The organism is Prescottella sp. GW823-FHT02E09 (genome assembly GCF_058797375.1).
In genome coordinates, this window is sequence record NZ_JBXAJP010000002.1 from 251,133 (window position 1) to 269,127 (window position 17,995).

Genomic DNA, 17,995 nt, shown 5'->3' on the forward strand with positions numbered 1-17,995 from the left:
CCCTGGCCGATTGTGATTGCGCGACTGAGGGATCCCCGGCTCCTCGCTGCCCTCGTCGGCCTGGCGGTGCTGTTCGTCGCCGCCGCGCTGATGCCACACCCCTCCATAGACCAGGTGCGCGCGTGGTCCGAGTCGGTCGGGCCGATCTTTCCGCTGATCTTCTTCCTCGTGCACGTCGTCGTCACGGTGGCCCCGGTCCCCCGCACCCTGTTCACCATCAGCGCCGGCGTCCTGTTCGGTGCGACCACGGGCATCACCGTGACCGTTGCTGCCACCACGATCAGCGCGGTGCTGGCACTGCTGCTGGTTCGCGCGATCGGCCGGGACGCCGTCGCCGCACACCTGACGCATCCGGCGGTACGTGCCGTCGACCTCCGCCTGGAACGACGTGGCTGGCTTGCGGTCGGGTCACTGCGGCTGATCGCGCCGATCCCGTTCTCGGTGATCAATTACTGCTGCGGGGTGTCGTCGATCCGCACGCTCCCGTACACCGCCGCCACGATCGTCGGCATCCTGCCCGGCACGGTGGGTGTCGTCCTCCTCGGCGACGCCCTCACCGGCGAGGCCAATCCGGCGATGTTGGTGCTGTCGGGGATCTGCATCGCGGTGGGTGTTGCGGGGCTGATCCTCGACGCGCGCAAACCGGTGTCCCGGACCCCGAATCAAGTCAAGGACTGATACTGGACTTTGAAAAGTAAAGCTTTGAAGCTTGATCTTCGACTATCAAGCTCTTAACCTTGCTCCATGTTCGTTCTGACGGTGGATCAACGGGGCAGCCGACGCGACATCGACCGCGTCGGCCTGCTGCTCGCCGATCTCAGGGACCGGAGCCTGCTCCGCCCGTTCGAACGGACCGCCGGTGACGAGGTCCAGGCCGTCGACGACGACGCCGCGACCGTGGTCGACCTCGTACTCGACCTGGTGCGACGTGGTCATTGGAGCATCGGAGTAGGTGTCGGGACCGTCGAGGAACCGCTGCCCACCCAGACGCGGGCGGGCCGGGGCCCGGCCTTCGAGGCCGCCCGGGTGGCGGTCGAACGCGCGAAGAAGGCACCGGCCGCCGTCGCCGTCGAGGCGGCCACCCCACAGGCCGCGGCCGACGCCGACGCCGCACTGACCCTCGTCGCACTCCTGGTCTCGCGTCGCTCGCCCCAGGGCCACGCCGCAGTGGCGCTCATGGAACGCGGACTCACACAGGCCGAGGCCGCCGCCGAACTCGGCATCAGCAAACAGGCGGTCTCCCAGCGCCTCACCGCCGCCGGGTGGCAGGCCGAGGTATCCGGCCGACGACTGGCCGAGCGACTACTCCGGAGGGCCGATCGATGACCGCGCTCAGTCTGATCCTGCTCGGGATCGCCACGCTGGTGGGAACCGTCGCGGGCCGCCTGGCAGCGTCGTCCGCCCACTCCGGAACGGCCGTCCGCGTCGCACCCGTGGTCGCGGTACTGGCGCTCGGCGGGGCGGCTGTCGCCACGACGAGCGCTCCCCCGGCCACCGGTTTCGCGCTCGCCGCGACCTACGTCCTGACCGTGACGGCCGCCGCGACCGGCGGTGCACCGATGGTGTTGGCGGCCTTCCGATTCGCCCGGCGCCAACCCGATGCCGGGCCGGAACCCGACGACGGCCCACTCCGCGGTGGCCGCGTCATCGGTCTGCTGGAGCGAACCGCCGTCGCGGTGTCGATCCTCGCCGGGTGGCCCGAGGGCATCGCGATCGTCCTCGCTGTCAAGGGCCTCGCCCGCTACCCCGAACTGCGCGAACCGCACGCCTCGGAGCAGTTCATCATCGGCACCTTCACCAGCGTGCTGTGGGCCGTGGCCGTCGCCGGTGTCGGCCGGGCGCTGCTGACCTGAGTCAGACGACGGGACCCTTCGTGCGCTCGCAGCGCTCGAAGGGTCCCGTCATCCGCCAGGCCGCGTCACCGCGGCGGGGTCCTACTCCTTACCGGGGGGCAGTTCGCCGGGCTCGTCGGCGCCACCGAGCAGGTGTTCCTGCGTGAGCGGGTTCTCGACCGGGGTGCGCGCCACGGCCTCGGCCGCACGGACCGCGCGCTCGACGGCTGGGTCGGTCTTGGTCTCGAACCAGCTGGCCACTTCCTCGGAGTCGTCCTCGGGCCGCGGCAGGTCCTCGTCGTCGGTGCGAGTGGGCTCGTAGCGGAAGACGCCGTCGTCGCCCGGTGCGCCGAGAGTTTTCGCGAATCCCTTGAGCGCGTCACCGAAGTCGCTCGGGACGAGCCACACCTTGTTGGCGTCGCCCTGCGCCATCTGCGGCAGCGTCTGCAAGTACTGGTACGCCAACATCTCGGGGGTCGGCTTGCCTGACTTGATGGCGGCGAAGACCTTCTCGATGGACTTGGCCTCGCCCTGTGCCTGCAGGTACTTCGCGGCGCGCTCACCCTGCGCCCGCAGGATCCGGGACTGCCGCTCGCCCTCGGCGGAGAGGATCGACGCCTGCTTGGCGCCCTCGGCCGCCAGGATCTGGCTCTGCTTGGCCCCCTCGGCGGTCTTGATGGACGACTCGCGGTGTCCTTCGGCGTTGAGGATCATCGCGCGCTTCTCGCGGTCGGCCTTCATCTGCTTCTCCATCGACTCCTGGATCGACGGCGGCGGATCGATGCTCTTGAGCTCGACCCGTGCGACGCGCAGGCCCCACCGTCCGGTGGCCTCGTCCAGGACGCCGCGCAGCTGACCGTTGATGGAGTCGCGCGAGGTCAGCGTCTCCTCCAGAGTCATGCCGCCGACCACGTTGCGGAGTGTGGTGATGGTGAGCTGCTCCACCGCGGCGATGTAGTTGCTGATCTCGTACACCGCGGCCTGCGGGTTGGTCACCTGGAAGTAGACGACTGTGTCGATCGACAGGGTCAGGTTGTCCTGCGTGATCACCGGCTGCGGCGCGAACGACACGACGCGCTCGCGCAGATCGACCTTCGCGCGGATCCGATCGACGAACGGGATCAGGAAGGTGAGCTGACCGGACACCGTCTTGACGTAGCGGCCGAGCCGCTCGATCACGGCCGCCTCCGCCTGCGGCACGAGCGCCACCGACTTCGCGACCACCACGACGACGAGTACGACCAGTACCGCCAGAACTATCAGTGCTGCCATGTCTTCTACGGTCCCCTCCACACGACGGCCGTCGCGCCGTCGATCTCCATCACCGTCACAGTCGTGCCCGGCGGATACACCTCGGTGACGTCGAGTGGACGCGCCGTCCACACGTCGCCGTCCAGCTTGACCTGTCCGGCGTGCGCCCGGACCTCCTCGAGGACGAGCGCCTGCTTGCCGGCCAGGGCGGCCGCATTGGTCAGCTTGAGCGGCGGAGCCTCGAAGCGCCGCAACAACGCCGGGCGCACACCCGCGACCAGGGCGACCGAGACGACACCGAACACGATCGCGTCGACCCACACCGGGAAGTCGGTCACCGCGCTGAAACCGGCCGTCGCCAGGGCGCCGCCGGCGAGCATCAGCAGGAAGAACTCCCCCGCCAACGCCTCGGCAGCCGCCAACAACAACCCCGCTACCAGCCAGATCAGAGCCGCCACGTCACCATCTAACCAGAACTCGGGACACCGGCGCGGTCCCGCGGATCCGGTTGTGGACGAACACACGGCCGTCGCGGATCAATCGACGGTGACGAAATCGACCAGGCGCTCGACGGCACCGATGAGCGGGGCCTCGAGATCGCGGAAGCTGCTGACCGCACCGTAGACGCGCCGCCAACCGTCCTGCGGTGTGCCCCATCCGAGCGCGTCGCACACACCGGTCTTCCAGTCCTGGCCACGCGGCACCGTGGGCCACGCGGCGATCCCGACCGCCTTGGGTCGCACCGCCTCCCACACGTCGATGTACGGGTGACCGGTGACCATGACGTGCGGCCCGAGGCCCTGCGTCAACCGCTCCTCCTTGGAGCCGGTGACGAGGTGGTCGACGAGCACTCCGACCTTGCGTCCCGGCCCCGGCCGGAACTCGACCAACCGGTCGGCGAGGTTGTCGAGCCCCTCCAGATGTTCGACCACGACGCCCTCGACCCGCAGGTCGTGCCCCCACACCCGCTCGACGAGCGCGGCATCGTGGACGCCCTCGACCCAGATCCGACTGGGCAGTGCGGTGCGTGCCCGCAGACCCTCGACGCGCGTCGAACCGGACGCGGATCGCTGCGCTGCCGCGCTCCGGTTCGGCTGCTGGGGCGTCGGGCGGACGAGGGTGACGGTTCGACCGTCGATCAGGAACGCGGCCTCACGCATCGCGAACAGCCGGGCGCGCCGGGCACCGTCCTCGAGTCGGACGAAGTCGCCGTCGTAGGTGCGTTCGAAGCCGACCACGGCCCCGCAGAATCCGGTGGCGGCGTCCTCGACCACCAGGTCCTTCTCCGCGGCCACCTTCGGAATCGAGGGCTTCCGGGTACGGGGATGGCCGGAGAAGATGTCGCCGTACTTGTTGCTCGCGTTCACGGCACTTCACGCTATGCGAGCCAGGCGTGCGCGCGCCCGTCGCCACGCCGTCCTATGCTCGTTAACCGTGAGTTCCCCCAGCGCGACGCTGACCGTGTGGGCCGGATCCTGGCTCGCCGGAGACAGCTCCCCCGACGACGTGATCGACGCCCTGCACCAGTGGGCGCCGATGCACATCGTCGGCGCCTCCGACGCGGGAACCGCACAGGCGACCGGGCTGGACTGGCCTGGGGTCCAGGACGGCGCGGGACCGGTCCTGCTGCGCATCGTGCGCCACGGCACCTCAGCGACGGGGGCCGAGGTGCGACTGGTCCTGCCCGTACCCGGAGACGTCCGCGGGCTGCCTGCCGGAAGCGGGTTCGCGCGGGCCGCACTCGATGCCGGCGAGGGTGTCGTCGTGGGCGAGGTCGAGCACCCCGGTGTCGGCCTCGTTCCCGTCGTCGAGGGACCGGACGTGCTGCGCTGGACGGTCTTCCCGATCGCGACGGTGCCCCCCGCCGCCGACTACACCGGGTTGGGCGAGGCGGAGTACTCGATGCGCGAAGCCATCCGTGGCGCCGCCGACGCGCTGCTGCGACTGTCGTCGGTACAGACCGGCCGCGCCGAGGGCGATCCCCGTCGACGCATCGCCGAGGCGCTCGACGACCGCGCCCACCATCGCTATCCCGACTCGATCCCGACGCGGGCGCTGCGCATCCTCGACTCCGCCGACCAGGTGGCCACGATTCTCGCTGTGGCAGAGGATGATTCACCGACCGAAGCACCGTCGGCGTCCGGTGCCGCCGCCCGCGAGGAACTGTTACGCCCCCTGTGGGCCGCGGTGCGGTCGGCCCGGGTGGCCGCGGTGTCCGCATGCGTGGGGTCGACGCACCGCGCCTGATCGCGCCCGCTGCCGGATCAGCCGTCGCGGTGGTTCATCACGATGTGCCGGTCGATCCGCACGTGCTCGTCGAGCGTGGGGTAGCGCAGGCCGGTGTCGCGGCCGTAGTCGTGATGCCGCAGCCAGGCGTACACGTCACCCCACAGCCAGATGCCACCCGAGACGGTGTTGAACGGCACCGGGAACGGGGTTCCCTTCTGCCGCACGCCGCGCACCCACTGGCCCACCGCCTGCCGGGTGACCCCGGCCCGGTCGGCGACGTCCTGCCGGGTCACGAGATCCGGGTGCGTTCGCAGTGGACGCACCCCCCGCGCCACCAACTGGTCCACCAAGCTCATGCCGGCGGTCGCGCAGCGCATGCCCTCGGTCGTCACCGTCAGCAGCTGCAGCCCCGAGCGGTCGTCGACGCGGCCGCCGAACTCCTCGATGACCGCGGTCTCCCGCGAAACCGTCAGCAGCGGAACGATGAACGAGAACTCGAAACGGTGATAGAGGGTGTCGTGCACCCGCTCAACATAGCCCTCGCCACCGCCCGTTTCCATTCGGAAACGAGCCTGCGGGTCCGGCGTCAGCGCCCCGCCGGACGACGCGTCGGCGCGCAGCATTCGACGGCGCAGGGCAGCCCGTCCACGGTGGCCCCCAGGAGAGGCTGCCGCCCGAGCCGAGCCGGCGCCGCGCCGGTTCGCCGCTCCTCGACCAGCGCGCGCACCATCTCGGCGAAGCGCGGATCGGCACCCGGCGTCGCGACCCGGACGAACTCGATGCCCAGTTCCGCGGCCTTGTCGCGGGCCTCGGTGTCGAGGTCCCACACCACCTCCAGGTGGTCGGAGACGAACCCCACCGGGCACACGATCACCGCCGGCGCACCCGAGGCGGCCACCGTGTCGAGGTGATCGCAGATGTCGGGATCGAGCCACGGCACCTGCGGCGGACCGGACCGCGACTGCCACACCAGATCGAAGTCGTCGACGCCGACGGCCTCGGCACACAGGCGGGCCGCCTCGGCGACCTGCCGGCTGTAGAGATGCCCGCCCTCGGCCGGTGGCCCGGCGGCGGCATCGGCCGCGATCGGCACCGAGTGGGCCGTGAAGACCAGGCGTGCCCCGTCCCGCACGCTCTCCGAAAGCTGCTCCCGCGCAGCACGAATCGCGTCGGCGAAGGCTCCGATCATGAGCGGATGGTCGTAGTACTGCCGCATCTTCGCCAACGTCGGCGCGTCGGCACCGACCGCGTCCCGGGCCCGCGCGATGTCCTCGTGATACTGCCGACAGCCGGAGTACCCGCCCCACGCCGACGTCGGGAACACCAGCGCGGAGCGGACACCGTCGTCACGCATGCGTGCGACGGTGTCCTCCACCATCGGATGCCAGTTGCGGTTGCCGAAGTACACCGGCAGATCGATTCCGGCGCCGCGCAGTTCCGCCTCGACGCGCTCGATGATGTCGCGGTTGAGTGCGTTGATCGGCGACACCCCACCGAAGTGCATGTAGTGCTCGGCGACGGCGTCGAGCCGCTCGGCCGGGATCCCCCGCCCTCGGGTCACGTTCTCGAGGAACGGTCGCACGTCCTCCGGCTTCTCGGGCCCTCCGAAGGAGAGCACCAGTAGTGCGTCGAACCCCGTGTCCTGCTGACCGCTCATGCCCTCATTCTCGCCCGTCGCCGAAACACCGCCGTGGACGGGTCAGCCGACCACCGCATGGAAGCCGCCGTCGACGTAGATGATCGAAGCGGTGGTGCCGGGCAGCCAATCGGACAGCACGGTGCACACGCTCTTGGCGACGGGGGTCGGGTCGTCGACGTCCCACCCGATCGGTGCGGCGCTGTCCCACGCGGTGTTCAGCTTGTTCAGCTCCGCACCGGGACCGGTCGCGTCGCCGGCGATGGCCTTTGCCGCGAGGGTCTTGACCGGCCCTGCCGCAACGAGATTGGAGCGGATGCCGCGCACACCGACCTCCTTGGCGACGTACCGGTTGACCGCCTCGAGTGTGGCTTTGGACACGCCCATCCAGTTGTAGAACGGCATCGCACGGGACGGATCGAAGTCCATGCCGACGATGGAGGCGTTGTCGTTGAGGACCGGCAGCAGCGCCTTGGCGAGCGACGCGTACGAGTACGCGGAGATCTCCATCGCATTCGAGATGTCCGACCACGGCGCGTCCAGGAACGGCGCGCCCAGGCCCGAGCGCGGCGAGAACGCGATGGAGTGCACGACGCCATCGAGGCCCTCGGGGGCCAGTTCACGGACCCGATCGGCGAGCGTCGCGAGATGCTCCTCGTCCTGGACGTTCAGCTCGACGGCGGGCGGCACCGGCTGCGGCAGCCGCTGCGCGATCCGGTCGATCAGCCGCAGCCGGTCGAAGCCGGTGATGATCACCCTGGCGCCCTGCTCCTGCGCCACCTTCGCGACGTGGAACGCGATGGACGCGTCGGTGATGATGCCGGTGACGAGAATGGTCTTGCCCGCGAGCAGTCCGCCCATGTTGTTGCTACTCCTGTGGTGAAAGTCTGTGGGGTGCGTGATGTTCCGGGGATACCTAGTGGCCCATGCCCATGCCGCCGTCGACCGGAATCACGGCACCGGAGACGTACGCCGAGTCCTCGGAGGCGAGGAAGCTGACCACCGCGGCCACGTCCTCGGCCTTGCCCAGGCGCTGCAGCGGGATGAACTTCTTGGCGGTGTCGCGCAGGTCCTCCGACAGGTCCGCGGTCATGTCCGTCTCGATGAAGCCCGGCGCCACCACGTTCGCGGTGATCGACCGCGAGCCGAGTTCCCGGGTGATCGACCGCGCCATGCCGATGACGCCGGCCTTGGACGCCGCGTAGTTGATCTGGCCCGCCTGGCCGGCCATCCCGACGACCGAGCCCAGGAAGATCATCCGGCCCCAACGCGCGCGCAGCATCGCACGGTTCGCGCGCTTGGCGCACCGGAACGCGCCGGTCAGATTGGAGTCGATGACACGCGAGAACTGCTCCTCGTCCATCCGCATGAGGAGCGTGTCGTCGGTGATGCCGGCATTGGCGACCAGCACCTCCACGGGACCCTGATGCTCCTCGACCTCCTTGAAGGCACGATCGATCGAGTCCGAGTCCGTCACATCGCACTTCACGCCGAACAGCCCCTCCGGCACGCCCGACCCGCGATGGGTGACGGCAACCTTGTGACCGTCCTCGAAGAGGCGCTGCGCGACGGCCAGGCCGATGCCACGGTTGCCTCCGGTCACGAGCACGGAACGGGACGGGGAGCTGGATTTCGACATGCGATCAACCTATCTGTTCGACTGCTGGTTGCGGGCGCAGGTGGACGAATTCGACGTAACGGACCAGATCAGGGCAGGCGCTGCCGCAGGACCAGCGCCGTCGCGAGCCCCGCCGCACTGAACAGCACGCCGAGCACCAACCACGGACGACTGGCGTCTCCGCGGGCGTTCTCGAAACCGATCTGCTCCTCGAGGGTGTCGTACACATCGCGCAGTTCCTCGAGGCTGGACGCGGTGAAGAAGCTGCCACCCGACAGATTCGCGATCTCCCGCAGCGACGGATCGTCCACCGGCACCGGGATGCGGTCGCCCTCGATCTCGACGGTGCCGTAGCTGGTGCCGAACGAGATCGTGGAGATCGGCACGCCTTTGTCCTTGGCCTGCCGGGCCGCGGTGAACCCGCCGCGCGGGTCGTCCTCGCCCTCGGGAACCGTCTGCTTGCCGTCGGAGAGCAGGACGATGCGGGCGGGCGGCGCCTGCTCGCTGCCGCCGAGGACGGCCGCGAGCGTGTCGATCGACTGCAACGACGTGAAGATCGCCTCACCGGTCGCAGTGCGCTCGCTGAGCTCGAGGTTGTCGATCGCAGCCTTGGTCTCGTCGCGGTTCGGTGTCGGCGACACCAGGACCGACGCGGTGCCGGCGAACGCGACCAACCCGAGGTTGATGCCGGGAGTCAGGCCGTCGGCGAACGACTTCGCCGCCTCCTGCGCGGCCGCGAGCCGACTCGGCTCGACATCGGTGGCCTTCATCGACAGCGACACGTCGATCACCAGCACCACCGTCGCCCGGTTGCGCGGGACGCGCTTGTCGGCGGTGGGCCCGGCCAGCGCGACGGTCAGGAACACGAGGCCGACGAGCATCAGGGCGATCGGGATGTGCCGAGTCAGGTTCGGTCGGTTGGGCGCGACCTTCTCGAGCAACTCCATGTTCGCGAAGCGCAACACGTGCTTGTGGCGGCGACGCTGGATGACGACGTAGCCCGCGGCGAGGGCGGCCACGACCAGCAGGAACAACAACCACCACGGAGAAGCGAACTGCGACAGACTCATCCGCGCGCCACCCGTGTCCCGGGAGCGCCGTAGCTGTGTCGCCGGGAAGAGACGAACCGCACCACGTCGGCAATCCAGTCCCGATCCGTGCTCAGGCTCAGTCGCGGTGCGCCGCAGCGCCGCAGCGCGGCCTCGACGTCGCCGCGATGCGACTGCGCGGCGCGCGCGAAGTCCGCGCGCAACTGGTGCGTGGTCGAGAACTCCCGGGTCCGACCCGATTCGGGATCGAACAGCACCACGTCACCCGCGTCAGGCAGGGCCAGATCGCGCGGGTCGAGCACCTCGATGCCGAGCAGTTCGTGTCGGCCCGACAGTGCGCGCAGCGAGCGCTCCCAGTCGATCGGCCCCAGGAAATCGCTGATGACCACGGCCAGTCCGCGGCGCCGCTCCGGACGGCGGAGGGACTCGAGGGCACCGCGCAGGTCCCCACGGACGCCGTCGGCGGCGTGCGGGGTGGACGCGATGCGCCGGAGCATCGCCTGCGCGTGGACGCGGCCCCCACGCGCCGGAATCCGCACCGTCCGATCGCCGGTGGCGACGATCGCACCGATCCGATTCCCGCTGCCCCCGGCCAGGTAGGTGATGGCCGATGCCGCGGCGACGGCCAGGTCGCGCTTCTCGCACCCGACGGTTCCGAAGTCCAGACTCGACGACAGGTCGACCACGAGCCACGTCTCGAGTTCCCGATCGGCGACCGTCTGCCGGACGTGCGGATGTGTGGTGCGGGCGGTCACCGACCAATCCATCTGCCGCACATCGTCACCGGGCTGGTACTCGCGGGCGTCGCCCGGCTCGGAACCCGGCCCGGGGATCAGCCCGAGGTGATCGCCGTGGAGCACCCCGTCCAGTCGCCGGCGGACGGTCAGTTCGAGAGTCCGCAGTGCCGCGGTCAGTTCCGGGTCGCGCAGCGATCCGGAACGGAACGACGGCACTGCTCCCGCGCGACGGGTCACTGTTGCTGCGTGCCCGTCGCGGACAGGGGCGCGGGCTCGAACGCGGGCGGCGCCGGCGGCGCGACCGGCTGGGCGCCGACCTGCGGCAGCCCGACGGTCTGCAGCACCCGGGCGATCACGTCCTCCGGCGACACCTCGTCGGCGAGGGCGTCGTACGACAGGACCAGACGGTGACGCAACACGTCCGGGATGACCTCGAGCACGTCCTGCGGGACGACGTAGTCACGTCCACGCAGCAGCGCCAGGGCTCGGGACGCGGAGATGATGCCGAGCGTCGCACGCGGCGAGGCGCCGTAGGCGATCCAGCCGGCGACGTCGTCGAGGCCGAACTGTCGCGGCGTGCGCGTCGCGGCGATCACACGGACCACGTAGTCGACCAGCGCGTGGTGGACGAACACGTTGCTCGCGACCTTCTGCAGTCGGACGAGTTCCTGCGCGTCGAGGACCTGATGGGGTTCCGGTGCGGCGACACCCATCCGGTAGACGATCTCGCGCTCCTCCTCCACCGTCGGGTAGTCGACGAGCACCTTGAACAGGAAACGGTCGCGCTGCGCCTCCGGCAGCGGGTAGACGCCCTCGTTCTCGATGGGGTTCTGCGTCGCCATCACCAGGAACGGCTCGGGCATCGGGTACGTCTTGCCGCCGATCGACACGTGCCGTTCGGCCATGACCTCGAGCAGCGCCGACTGCACCTTCGCGGGCGCGCGGTTGATCTCGTCGGCGAGCAGGAAGTTCGCGACGACCGGGCCGAGTTCGGTGTCGAACTGCTCGCGGCCCTGCCGGTAGATGCGGGTACCGATCAGGTCGGTGGGCACCAGGTCCGGGGTGAACTGCACGCGGGAGAACGATCCACCGACGACCTTGGCGAACGTCTCCACCGCCAGCGTCTTGGCGACACCCGGAACGCCCTCGAGCAGCACGTGGCCCTTGGCGAGCACGCCGACGAGCATGCGTTCGACCAGCCGGTCCTGCCCGACGATGACTCGCTTGACCTCGTAGATCGCCCGCTCGAGGGTGTGCACGTCGCGAGCGAGATCGGACGCCGGCGTCCCCACGCTCGCGTGCGCCCCCTCCGAGCCCGAGCCAGCTACCGCGCCGTCACGTGAGGTCACCAAGAATCCCCGCTTCCACCTAGATCGTGCTCATCGACTCGACTGTCCGTTCAACTATTCCAGGTGTCGCCCGGTCCCCGCACGCAGGCGACGTGACCTAGGACACCATACGGACAGCGTAGGGCGTCATCCCGTCCCATCGCACCGGCGAGACCTTCACGATCGATCCGGACTGCGGCGCCTCGAGCATCATCCCGTCGCCGAGGTAGAGGGCGACGTGCTGGCTCGCGTTCGGGCCGTAGAAGATCATGTCGCCGCGGCGCATGTCCGACGACGCCACCTGGGTACCCGCCGTGTACTGGTATCCGGTGTAGTGCGGCAGGGAGATTCCGGCGCCGGCGAAGGCGTAGATCATGAGTCCGGAGCAGTCGAATCCGACCTTGTCGAAGTCGCCGAAGCTGTCGGCGACGCCGCCGTCGCGGATGCCCAGCGTCGGGCCGCTGGCGTTGCCACCGCCCCACGCGTAGGGAACACCGAGCTGCGACATGCCGCGGTCGATCACCGTCTCGATCGCGGCGCTCCCGGTGACGGCCGGCGACATCGGGCGCGGCTGCGACTGTGCCGGGGGCGTCCAGCCGCCGGAGTCCCCGTCGTCGACCTGCGTGTGCGGACGCTGGCCGTCCGCCAGCTGGGCCGCCCGATCGTTCGCCGCGCGATCCTCCGCGGCCCGCCGCGCCGCCTCCTGCGCGGCAGCGGCGGCGGCCGCCGCGGCCACTTCCTCCGCTTGCCGCTGGTTGTCCCAGTTGATGTAGGCCTCGCGCTGGCCCTGCAGTCCGGCGACGTTGCTGCGGGCGGCGTCGAGCTGCGTCTGGGCGGCGTTGCGGTCGGCCTCGATCTGCGCCTTCCGGCTCGCCTGCTCCTCCAGTGCGCTGCGGGCCGCGACGATCGCCTGTTCCGCCTCCGCCTTCTTCGACTCGGCCTCGTTCGCGGCGGCGTCCGCCCGCTGCTTGGCCTCACGGGCGGCAGAGTCACGGTTGGCCTGCTCGGTCCGCGCCCGCTGCAGGTTCTCGAGGACCGCCTTCTGGCTGCCCGACAGCACCCGCATGATCTGTGCGCGGTCCAGGATGTCCTCGGGACCCTCGGCACCGAAGTACGACGACAGCGACGCCACGTTCCGACCCTTGGTGTAACTCGACACCGCGTAGTCGGTGAACCGTTTCTGGGCCTGCTCGATCTGCGTTCCAGCGTCCTGAAGCGCCTGCTGACTCTGCGCGACGATCCCGCCGGCAGCGTCCGCGGCATCCCGAGCGCTCTGCAGATCGACGAGCGCGCGATTGACGTCCTCGCGCTTGATCGCGACCTCGTCGTCGAGACGCGACAGCTCCTGGTTCGCGGTGGCCACCCGGTTGATCAGGTCCCCCACCTGGACGACGCCCTCGGAGACCTGCGCGTTCCCGCTCTCGATCTCGGCATCGGACGGATTGGGCGGTGGCGGCGGCACCGCGGCCGCGATGCCCGGTGTCCCGGCCACCAGCGCACCGACGATGCTCACGCCCAGCACGACTCGGGCGAATCGGGAACGCGTCCGCGAGAAGCCCGGACGTCGCACGCCGACGCGTGCACTCCTTGCACCCCTCCGGCTCACAACACCCTCCCTACGGCTGTGACCGGGCCGGCATCTCGTCCGACCCGTGCGGGGAGGTACGCCGACGACACCGCCGGCGACGCGCAGATCACATGACGGCACAACAGTCACGCGAATCGTCACATCACTCTCGCGACACTCCTTCCCCAAAAAGTGCCATTGGCACCGTACGACACTTTGCGCTCCCTGGTGAACTCTTGTCACAAATGACGTGGACGTAATTCGACCTGGGGAAATGGCGCGAAGACGCCGAATCGACGACCCCCGGCGCAGGTGCGCCGGTCAGGCCGGTGGGTAGAGGTTCGCGCGACTGGAAGTCGGGCGTCAGCGCGCGGCGTCGTCCCCGTCGGAACCGGAATCGGCGGACGCGGCCGACCCGGTCGGGCCCGCCGCGGGCGCAGGACCGCGACGGGACTTCGCGAAGTACGACACCCCGCCCACGAGCACGACCACGAGCACCAGCAGCGCGGTGATCAGCCCCCAGGGCGTACCGGAATCGGTGATCTCGTCGACGAAGTTGTTCGCCGACTGGACGGCATTACCGGTGTAGGTGTGATCCTGCGCGCCCTCGAGCACGACCCGGCTCACGGTGTCGCTGTAGGTACCGGGTGAGGACGGGGCGAGGACCAGCACCGTGCCGCCCTCGGACTGCCCCACCTCCGTCGCGAGGTCCCGCAACTGTTCGGCCCGGGCCGGATCCTTGTCCACCACAACGACACTCAGCTTGATTCCGTGCTCCTCGGCGCGGATCACGACATCGCGGAGACCGTCCACGTCCGATGCGGGCGCCGAGACTCCGTCGTCCGCGAGATCCGCGAGCACCGCGTCGACGGAGACGCCCTCCGGAATGGTGGCGACGAGCGGGAGCAGGGCGTGCGCGATAGGAGCAGACATCTCTCATCCGGGTTCGGCGAAAAAGGGCGAGCGTGCTCTGCACAGTACGTGACGGTGAGCCGCGGCGACCGCCTCCGCCGTTGCGCCCGCGCGCCGACTGCGTGAGGATTGGACCGGCGCGAGCAGGTCCGTCGGTCGCCGGGCCGGAACTCGACAAGACCCTGCAGTCTCACAGGACAAGCGTACTGTTAGACTCGTTTCGAGACGCCCGCAGAACTGTCGGGTTCGGTCCGCCGACCGAATCAGGGACTGTTCGCGTGCCTCGCTTCAGCCGTCGACACAGCCCCGTCGACGGCGAACCTCAAAGACGAGTGGAGCTGACGTGACCACCAGTATTGATTCGTTCGGCGCCAAGGGAACGCTCGAGGTCGGAGACAACTCGTACGAGATCTTCCGCCTCGCGTCCGTCCCCGGCACCGAGAAGCTGCCCTACGCGCTGAAGGTTCTCGCCGAGAACCTGCTGCGCACCGAGGACGGCGCCAACATCACCGCCGATCACATTCGCGCCATCGCGAACTGGGATCCCTCGGCCCAGCCGAGCGTCGAGATCCAGTTCACGCCCGCGCGCGTGATCATGCAGGACTTCACCGGCGTGCCCTGTGTCGTCGACCTCGCCACCATGCGTGAGGCCGTCACCACCCTCGGCGGCGACCCGAACAAGGTCAACCCGCTCTCCCCCGCCGACATGGTCATCGACCACTCGGTGATCCTCGACGTCTTCGGCCGCGCCGACGCTCTCGAGCGCAACGTCGACCTCGAGTACCAGCGCAACGGCGAGCGTTACCAGTTCCTGCGCTGGGGCCAGGGCGCGTTCGACGACTTCAAGGTCGTCCCCCCGGGCATGGGCATCGTGCACCAGGTCAACATCGAGTACCTGGCGCCCACCGTCATGACCCGCAACGGCCAGGCGTACCCCGACACCTGCGTCGGCACCGACTCGCACACCACCATGGTCAACGGCCTCGGTGTGCTGGGCTGGGGCGTCGGCGGCATCGAGGCCGAGGCCGCGATGCTCGGCCAGCCGGTCTCCATGCTGATCCCGCGCGTCGTCGGCTTCAAGCTGACCGGTGAGATCAAGCCGGGCGTCACCGCGACCGACGTCGTACTCACCGTCACCGACATGCTCCGCAAGCACGGTGTGGTCGGCAAGTTCGTCGAGTTCTACGGCAAGGGCGTCGCCGAGGTGCCGCTCGCGAACCGCGCCACGCTGGGCAACATGAGCCCCGAGTTCGGTTCCACCGCAGCGATCTTCCCGATCGACGGTGAGACCATCAACTACCTGCGCCTGACCGGCCGCAGCGACGAGCAGCTCGCGCTCGTCGAGGCGTACGCCAAGGAGCAGGGCCTGTGGCACGACGCCGACAAGGAGCCCGCCTACTCCGAGTACCTCGAGCTGGACCTCGGGACCGTCGTGCCGTCGATCGCCGGCCCGAAGCGCCCGCAGGACCGCATCCTGCTGTCGGAGTCGAAGGACGCGTTCCGTCGCGACATCGTCACCTACGTCACCAACGGTGCCGAGGCTGCGCACTCCGCACTGGACGAGGCCGTCGAGGAGTCGTTCCCGGCTTCCGACCCGGCCTCGACGGCCGGTGTCTCCGACGTCGCCGCGGTGATTCCGTCGGCCGCCAACGGTTCGCACGGACGCCCGAGCAAGCCGGTCACGGTGAAGACCGAGCGCGGCGAGTTCGTTCTCGACCACGGCGCCGTTGCGGTCGCGGGCATCACGTCCTGCACCAACACCTCGAACCCGTCGGTCATGCTCGGCGCCGCGCTGCTCGCCCGCAACGCGGTCGAGAAGGGCCTCGAGACCAAGCCGTGGGTCAAGACCAACATGGCACCCGGCTCGCAGGTCGTCTCCGACTACTACGAGAAGGCCGGCCTGTGGCCGTACCTCGAGAAGCTCGGCTTCTACCTCGGTGGCTACGGCTGCACCACGTGCATCGGTAACACCGGTCCGCTGCCGGAGGAGATCTCCAAGGCGATCAACGAGCACGACCTGTCGGTCACCGCGGTGCTCTCGGGCAACCGCAACTTCGAGGGTCGCATCTCCCCCGACGTCAAGATGAACTACCTGGCGTCGCCGCCGCTCGTCATCGCGTACGCGCTGGCCGGCACCATGGACTTCGACTTCGAGAAGGACGCGCTGGGTCAGGACAAGGACGGCAACGACGTCTTCCTGAAGGACATCTGGCCGTCGGCTCAGGAGATCGACGACACCATCAAGTCGGCGATCAGCCAGGACATGTTCCGCAAGTCCTACGCCGACGTCTTCAAGGGCGACGAGCGCTGGCAGAACCTGGCCACCCCGGAGGGCGACACCTTCGCGTGGGACGAGAAGTCGACCTACGTCCGCAAGGCGCCGTACTTCGACGGCATGACGATGGATCCGGCCCCGGTCACCGACATCACGGGCGCCCGCGTGCTCGCGCTGCTCGGCGACTCGGTCACCACCGACCACATCAGCCCGGCCGGTCCGATCAAGCCCGGCACCCCGGCCGCGCAGTACCTGGACGCCAACGGTGTCGAGCGCAAGGACTACAACTCCCTGGGCTCGCGTCGCGGTAACCACGAGGTGATGATCCGCGGCACCTTCGCGAACATCCGCCTGCAGAACCAGCTGCTCGACGGTGTCTCCGGCGGCTACACCCGCGACTTCACCCTCGAGGGTGCGCCGCAGGCGTTCATCTACGACGCGTCGCAGAACTACCAGAAGGCCGGCATCCCGCTGGTCGTCCTGGGCGGCAAGGAGTACGGCTCCGGTTCGTCGCGTGACTGGGCAGCCAAGGGCACCAGCCTGCTCGGCGTGAAGGCCGTCATCGTCGAGTCCTTCGAGCGCATCCACCGCTCGAACCTGATCGGCATGGGTGTCGTCCCGCTGCAGTTCCCCGCCGGCGAGTCGGCCGGGTCGCTGGGCCTGGACGGCACCGAGGTCTTCGACATCGCGGGCATCGAGAAGCTCAACGAGGGCGTCACCCCGGAGACGGTCGAGGTCACCGCGACCAAGGCCGACGGCAGCAAGATCGAGTTCGACGCGGTCGTCCGCATCGACACCCCCGGTGAGGCGGACTACTACCGCAACGGCGGCATCCTGCAGTACGTGCTGCGCAACATGATCCGGGGCTAGTCACCTGATCGTGTGATCTAGGTTCCCCTGGATCACTCAGCGCGTTGACGGCGGGCTCGGGACGTCAGTCTCGGGCCCGCCGTTGCAGTTTCGTACGAAAGGATGTCGGCTGTGCCCAAGGTCAGTGAAGACCATCTCGCAGCGCGGCGGGGCCAGATTCTCGACGGAGCCCGCCAGTGCTTCGCGCAGTACGGCTACGACGGCGCGACCGTGCGCCGTCTCGAGGAGACCACCGGGCTCTCGCGCGGTGCGATCTTCCACCATTTCAAGGACAAGGACGGACTGTTCCTCGCCCTGGCCCACGAGGACGCCAAGCGCATGGCCGACGTCGTCGCCGAGGGTGGTCTCGTCCAGGTGATGCGCGACATGCTCGCCTCCCCCGAACAGTTCGACTGGCTCGGCACCCGCCTCGAGATCGCCCGCCGACTGCGCACCGATCCCGAGTTCGCTCGCGACTGGACCCAGCGCAGCGCCGAACTCACCGAGGCCACCGTGCGACGACTCGAGCGCCAGAAGTCGGCCGGGCGGCTGCGCGACGATCTACCCACCGACGTCCTACTCGACTACCTCGACCTGGTCCTCGACGGTCTCATCGCGCGCATCGCCTCCGGGCACGGCGGCGAGAACCTCTCGGCCGTACTCGATCTCGTCGAGGAATCGGTGCGGCGGACGGACTGAGCCACACCGCGCG

General features: G+C 69.3%; 18 protein-coding genes. 6 read left to right on the top strand and 12 right to left on the bottom strand.

Going from position 1 to position 17,995, the window contains the following annotated elements; genetic code table 11:
• The first annotated feature begins 12 nt into the window (after positions 1-12).
• From AC1RIF_RS05305 to AC1RIF_RS05315, 3 genes are all read left to right on the top strand, one after another.
• Positions 13-678, top strand: coding sequence for a TVP38/TMEM64 family protein (locus AC1RIF_RS05305; RefSeq protein ID WP_492600339.1), 666 nt, complete (start codon positions 13-15; stop codon positions 676-678).
• Between the two features lie 66 nt (positions 679-744).
• Positions 745-1,326 carry a helix-turn-helix domain-containing protein gene (locus tag AC1RIF_RS05310; RefSeq protein ID WP_492600340.1) on the top strand — a complete coding sequence of 194 codons (582 nt, stop codon included), beginning with the start codon at positions 745-747 and terminating at the stop codon, positions 1,324-1,326.
• Positions 1,323-1,853 carry a hypothetical protein gene (locus AC1RIF_RS05315; protein ID WP_492600341.1) on the top strand — a complete coding sequence of 177 codons (531 nt, stop codon included), beginning with the start codon at positions 1,323-1,325 and terminating at the stop codon, positions 1,851-1,853. Before AC1RIF_RS05310 ends, AC1RIF_RS05315 begins: the two co-directional genes overlap by 4 nt.
• A gap of 81 nt (positions 1,854-1,934) precedes the next feature.
• On the opposite strand, the gene AC1RIF_RS05320 is transcribed toward AC1RIF_RS05315, so the two are convergent.
• The 3 genes from AC1RIF_RS05320 to AC1RIF_RS05330 all read right to left on the bottom strand — a co-directional run bounded on the left by AC1RIF_RS05320 (position 1,935) and on the right by AC1RIF_RS05330 (position 4,450).
• On the bottom strand, positions 1,935-3,104 hold the full coding sequence (locus AC1RIF_RS05320; RefSeq protein WP_492600342.1) for an SPFH domain-containing protein: 1,170 nt from the start codon (positions 3,102-3,104) through the stop codon (positions 1,935-1,937).
• 5 nt (positions 3,105-3,109) lie between these two features.
• Positions 3,110-3,541 carry an NfeD family protein gene (locus AC1RIF_RS05325; protein ID WP_492600343.1) on the bottom strand — a complete coding sequence of 144 codons (432 nt, stop codon included), beginning with the start codon at positions 3,539-3,541 and terminating at the stop codon, positions 3,110-3,112.
• Between the two features lie 78 nt (positions 3,542-3,619).
• Complete coding sequence (locus AC1RIF_RS05330) at positions 3,620-4,450, bottom strand: DUF3097 domain-containing protein (protein ID WP_492600344.1); 831 nt, start codon at positions 4,448-4,450, stop codon at positions 3,620-3,622.
• 67 nt (positions 4,451-4,517) lie between these two features.
• On the opposite strand from AC1RIF_RS05330, the gene AC1RIF_RS05335 reads away from it, so the two are divergent.
• Positions 4,518-5,330 (top strand): Rv1486c family protein, encoded by an 813-nt coding sequence (locus AC1RIF_RS05335; RefSeq protein WP_492600345.1) that lies wholly within the window; start codon positions 4,518-4,520, stop codon positions 5,328-5,330.
• Between the two features lie 17 nt (positions 5,331-5,347).
• On the opposite strand, the gene AC1RIF_RS05340 is transcribed toward AC1RIF_RS05335, so the two are convergent.
• From AC1RIF_RS05340 to AC1RIF_RS05380, 9 genes are all read right to left on the bottom strand, one after another.
• Positions 5,348-5,836: a helix-turn-helix domain-containing protein gene (locus AC1RIF_RS05340; protein WP_492600346.1), complete on the bottom strand. Its 489-nt coding sequence runs from the start codon at positions 5,834-5,836 to the stop codon at positions 5,348-5,350.
• 62 nt (positions 5,837-5,898) lie between these two features.
• Positions 5,899-6,969: a ferrochelatase gene (locus AC1RIF_RS05345; RefSeq protein WP_492600347.1), complete on the bottom strand. Its 1,071-nt coding sequence runs from the start codon at positions 6,967-6,969 to the stop codon at positions 5,899-5,901.
• 42 nt (positions 6,970-7,011) lie between these two features.
• A complete protein-coding gene (gene inhA / locus AC1RIF_RS05350) occupies positions 7,012-7,809 on the bottom strand; it encodes an NADH-dependent enoyl-ACP reductase InhA (RefSeq protein WP_492600348.1) in 798 nt (265 codons plus the stop codon).
• A 55-nt stretch (positions 7,810-7,864) separates the two neighbouring features.
• A complete protein-coding gene (gene fabG1 / locus AC1RIF_RS05355) occupies positions 7,865-8,587 on the bottom strand; it encodes a 3-oxoacyl-ACP reductase FabG1 (RefSeq protein WP_492600349.1) in 723 nt (240 codons plus the stop codon).
• Positions 8,588-8,655: 68 nt separating this feature from the next.
• Complete coding sequence (locus tag AC1RIF_RS05360) at positions 8,656-9,636, bottom strand: VWA domain-containing protein (protein ID WP_492600350.1); 981 nt, start codon at positions 9,634-9,636, stop codon at positions 8,656-8,658.
• Positions 9,633-10,589, bottom strand: a complete 957-nt coding sequence (locus AC1RIF_RS05365; RefSeq protein WP_492600351.1) for a DUF58 domain-containing protein — start codon at positions 10,587-10,589, stop codon at positions 9,633-9,635. Before AC1RIF_RS05365 ends, AC1RIF_RS05360 begins: the two co-directional genes overlap by 4 nt.
• Positions 10,586-11,644, bottom strand: coding sequence for a chaperone MoxR1 (gene moxR1, locus AC1RIF_RS05370; protein WP_492600772.1), 1,059 nt, complete (start codon positions 11,642-11,644; stop codon positions 10,586-10,588). The genes AC1RIF_RS05365 and moxR1 overlap by 4 nt, the downstream gene beginning before the upstream one ends.
• A gap of 154 nt (positions 11,645-11,798) precedes the next feature.
• A complete protein-coding gene (locus tag AC1RIF_RS05375) occupies positions 11,799-13,250 on the bottom strand; it encodes an NlpC/P60 family protein (protein WP_492600352.1) in 1,452 nt (483 codons plus the stop codon).
• A gap of 360 nt (positions 13,251-13,610) precedes the next feature.
• The gene (locus AC1RIF_RS05380; protein ID WP_492600353.1) at positions 13,611-14,180 is read right to left on the bottom strand and encodes an Rv1476 family membrane protein; all 570 of its coding nucleotides are present in this window, start codon (positions 14,178-14,180) and stop codon (positions 13,611-13,613) included.
• 322 nt (positions 14,181-14,502) lie between these two features.
• Between AC1RIF_RS05380 and acnA the strand changes: the two genes are divergently transcribed.
• Together acnA and AC1RIF_RS05390 are read left to right on the top strand one after the other, a co-directional pair.
• Positions 14,503-17,304, top strand: a complete 2,802-nt coding sequence (gene acnA / locus AC1RIF_RS05385) for an aconitate hydratase AcnA (RefSeq protein WP_492600354.1) — start codon at positions 14,503-14,505, stop codon at positions 17,302-17,304.
• Positions 17,305-17,415: 111 nt separating this feature from the next.
• Entirely contained in the window at positions 17,416-17,982 is a 567-nt protein-coding gene (locus tag AC1RIF_RS05390) for a TetR/AcrR family transcriptional regulator (RefSeq protein ID WP_492600355.1), read from the top strand.
• Positions 17,983-17,995 lie beyond the last annotated feature (13 nt).

What these genes read in the sequence shown, in the direction of transcription:
- AC1RIF_RS05380 (WP_492600353.1), bottom strand. Translation starts at nt 14,180, where the DNA reads ATGTCTGCTCCTATCGCGCACGCCCTGCTCCCGCTCGTCGCCACCATT.
- AC1RIF_RS05310 (WP_492600340.1), top strand. Translation starts at nt 745, where the DNA reads ATGTTCGTTCTGACGGTGGATCAACGGGGCAGCCGACGCGACATCGAC.
- AC1RIF_RS05360 (WP_492600350.1), bottom strand. Translation starts at nt 9,636, where the DNA reads ATGAGTCTGTCGCAGTTCGCTTCTCCGTGGTGGTTGTTGTTCCTGCTG.
- fabG1 (WP_492600349.1), bottom strand. Translation starts at nt 8,587, where the DNA reads ATGTCGAAATCCAGCTCCCCGTCCCGTTCCGTGCTCGTGACCGGAGGC.
- AC1RIF_RS05315 (WP_492600341.1), top strand. Translation starts at nt 1,323, where the DNA reads ATGACCGCGCTCAGTCTGATCCTGCTCGGGATCGCCACGCTGGTGGGA.
- AC1RIF_RS05320 (WP_492600342.1), bottom strand. Translation starts at nt 3,104, where the DNA reads ATGGCAGCACTGATAGTTCTGGCGGTACTGGTCGTACTCGTCGTCGTG.
- inhA (WP_492600348.1), bottom strand. Translation starts at nt 7,809, where the DNA reads ATGGGCGGACTGCTCGCGGGCAAGACCATTCTCGTCACCGGCATCATC.
- AC1RIF_RS05345 (WP_492600347.1), bottom strand. Translation starts at nt 6,969, where the DNA reads ATGAGCGGTCAGCAGGACACGGGGTTCGACGCACTACTGGTGCTCTCC.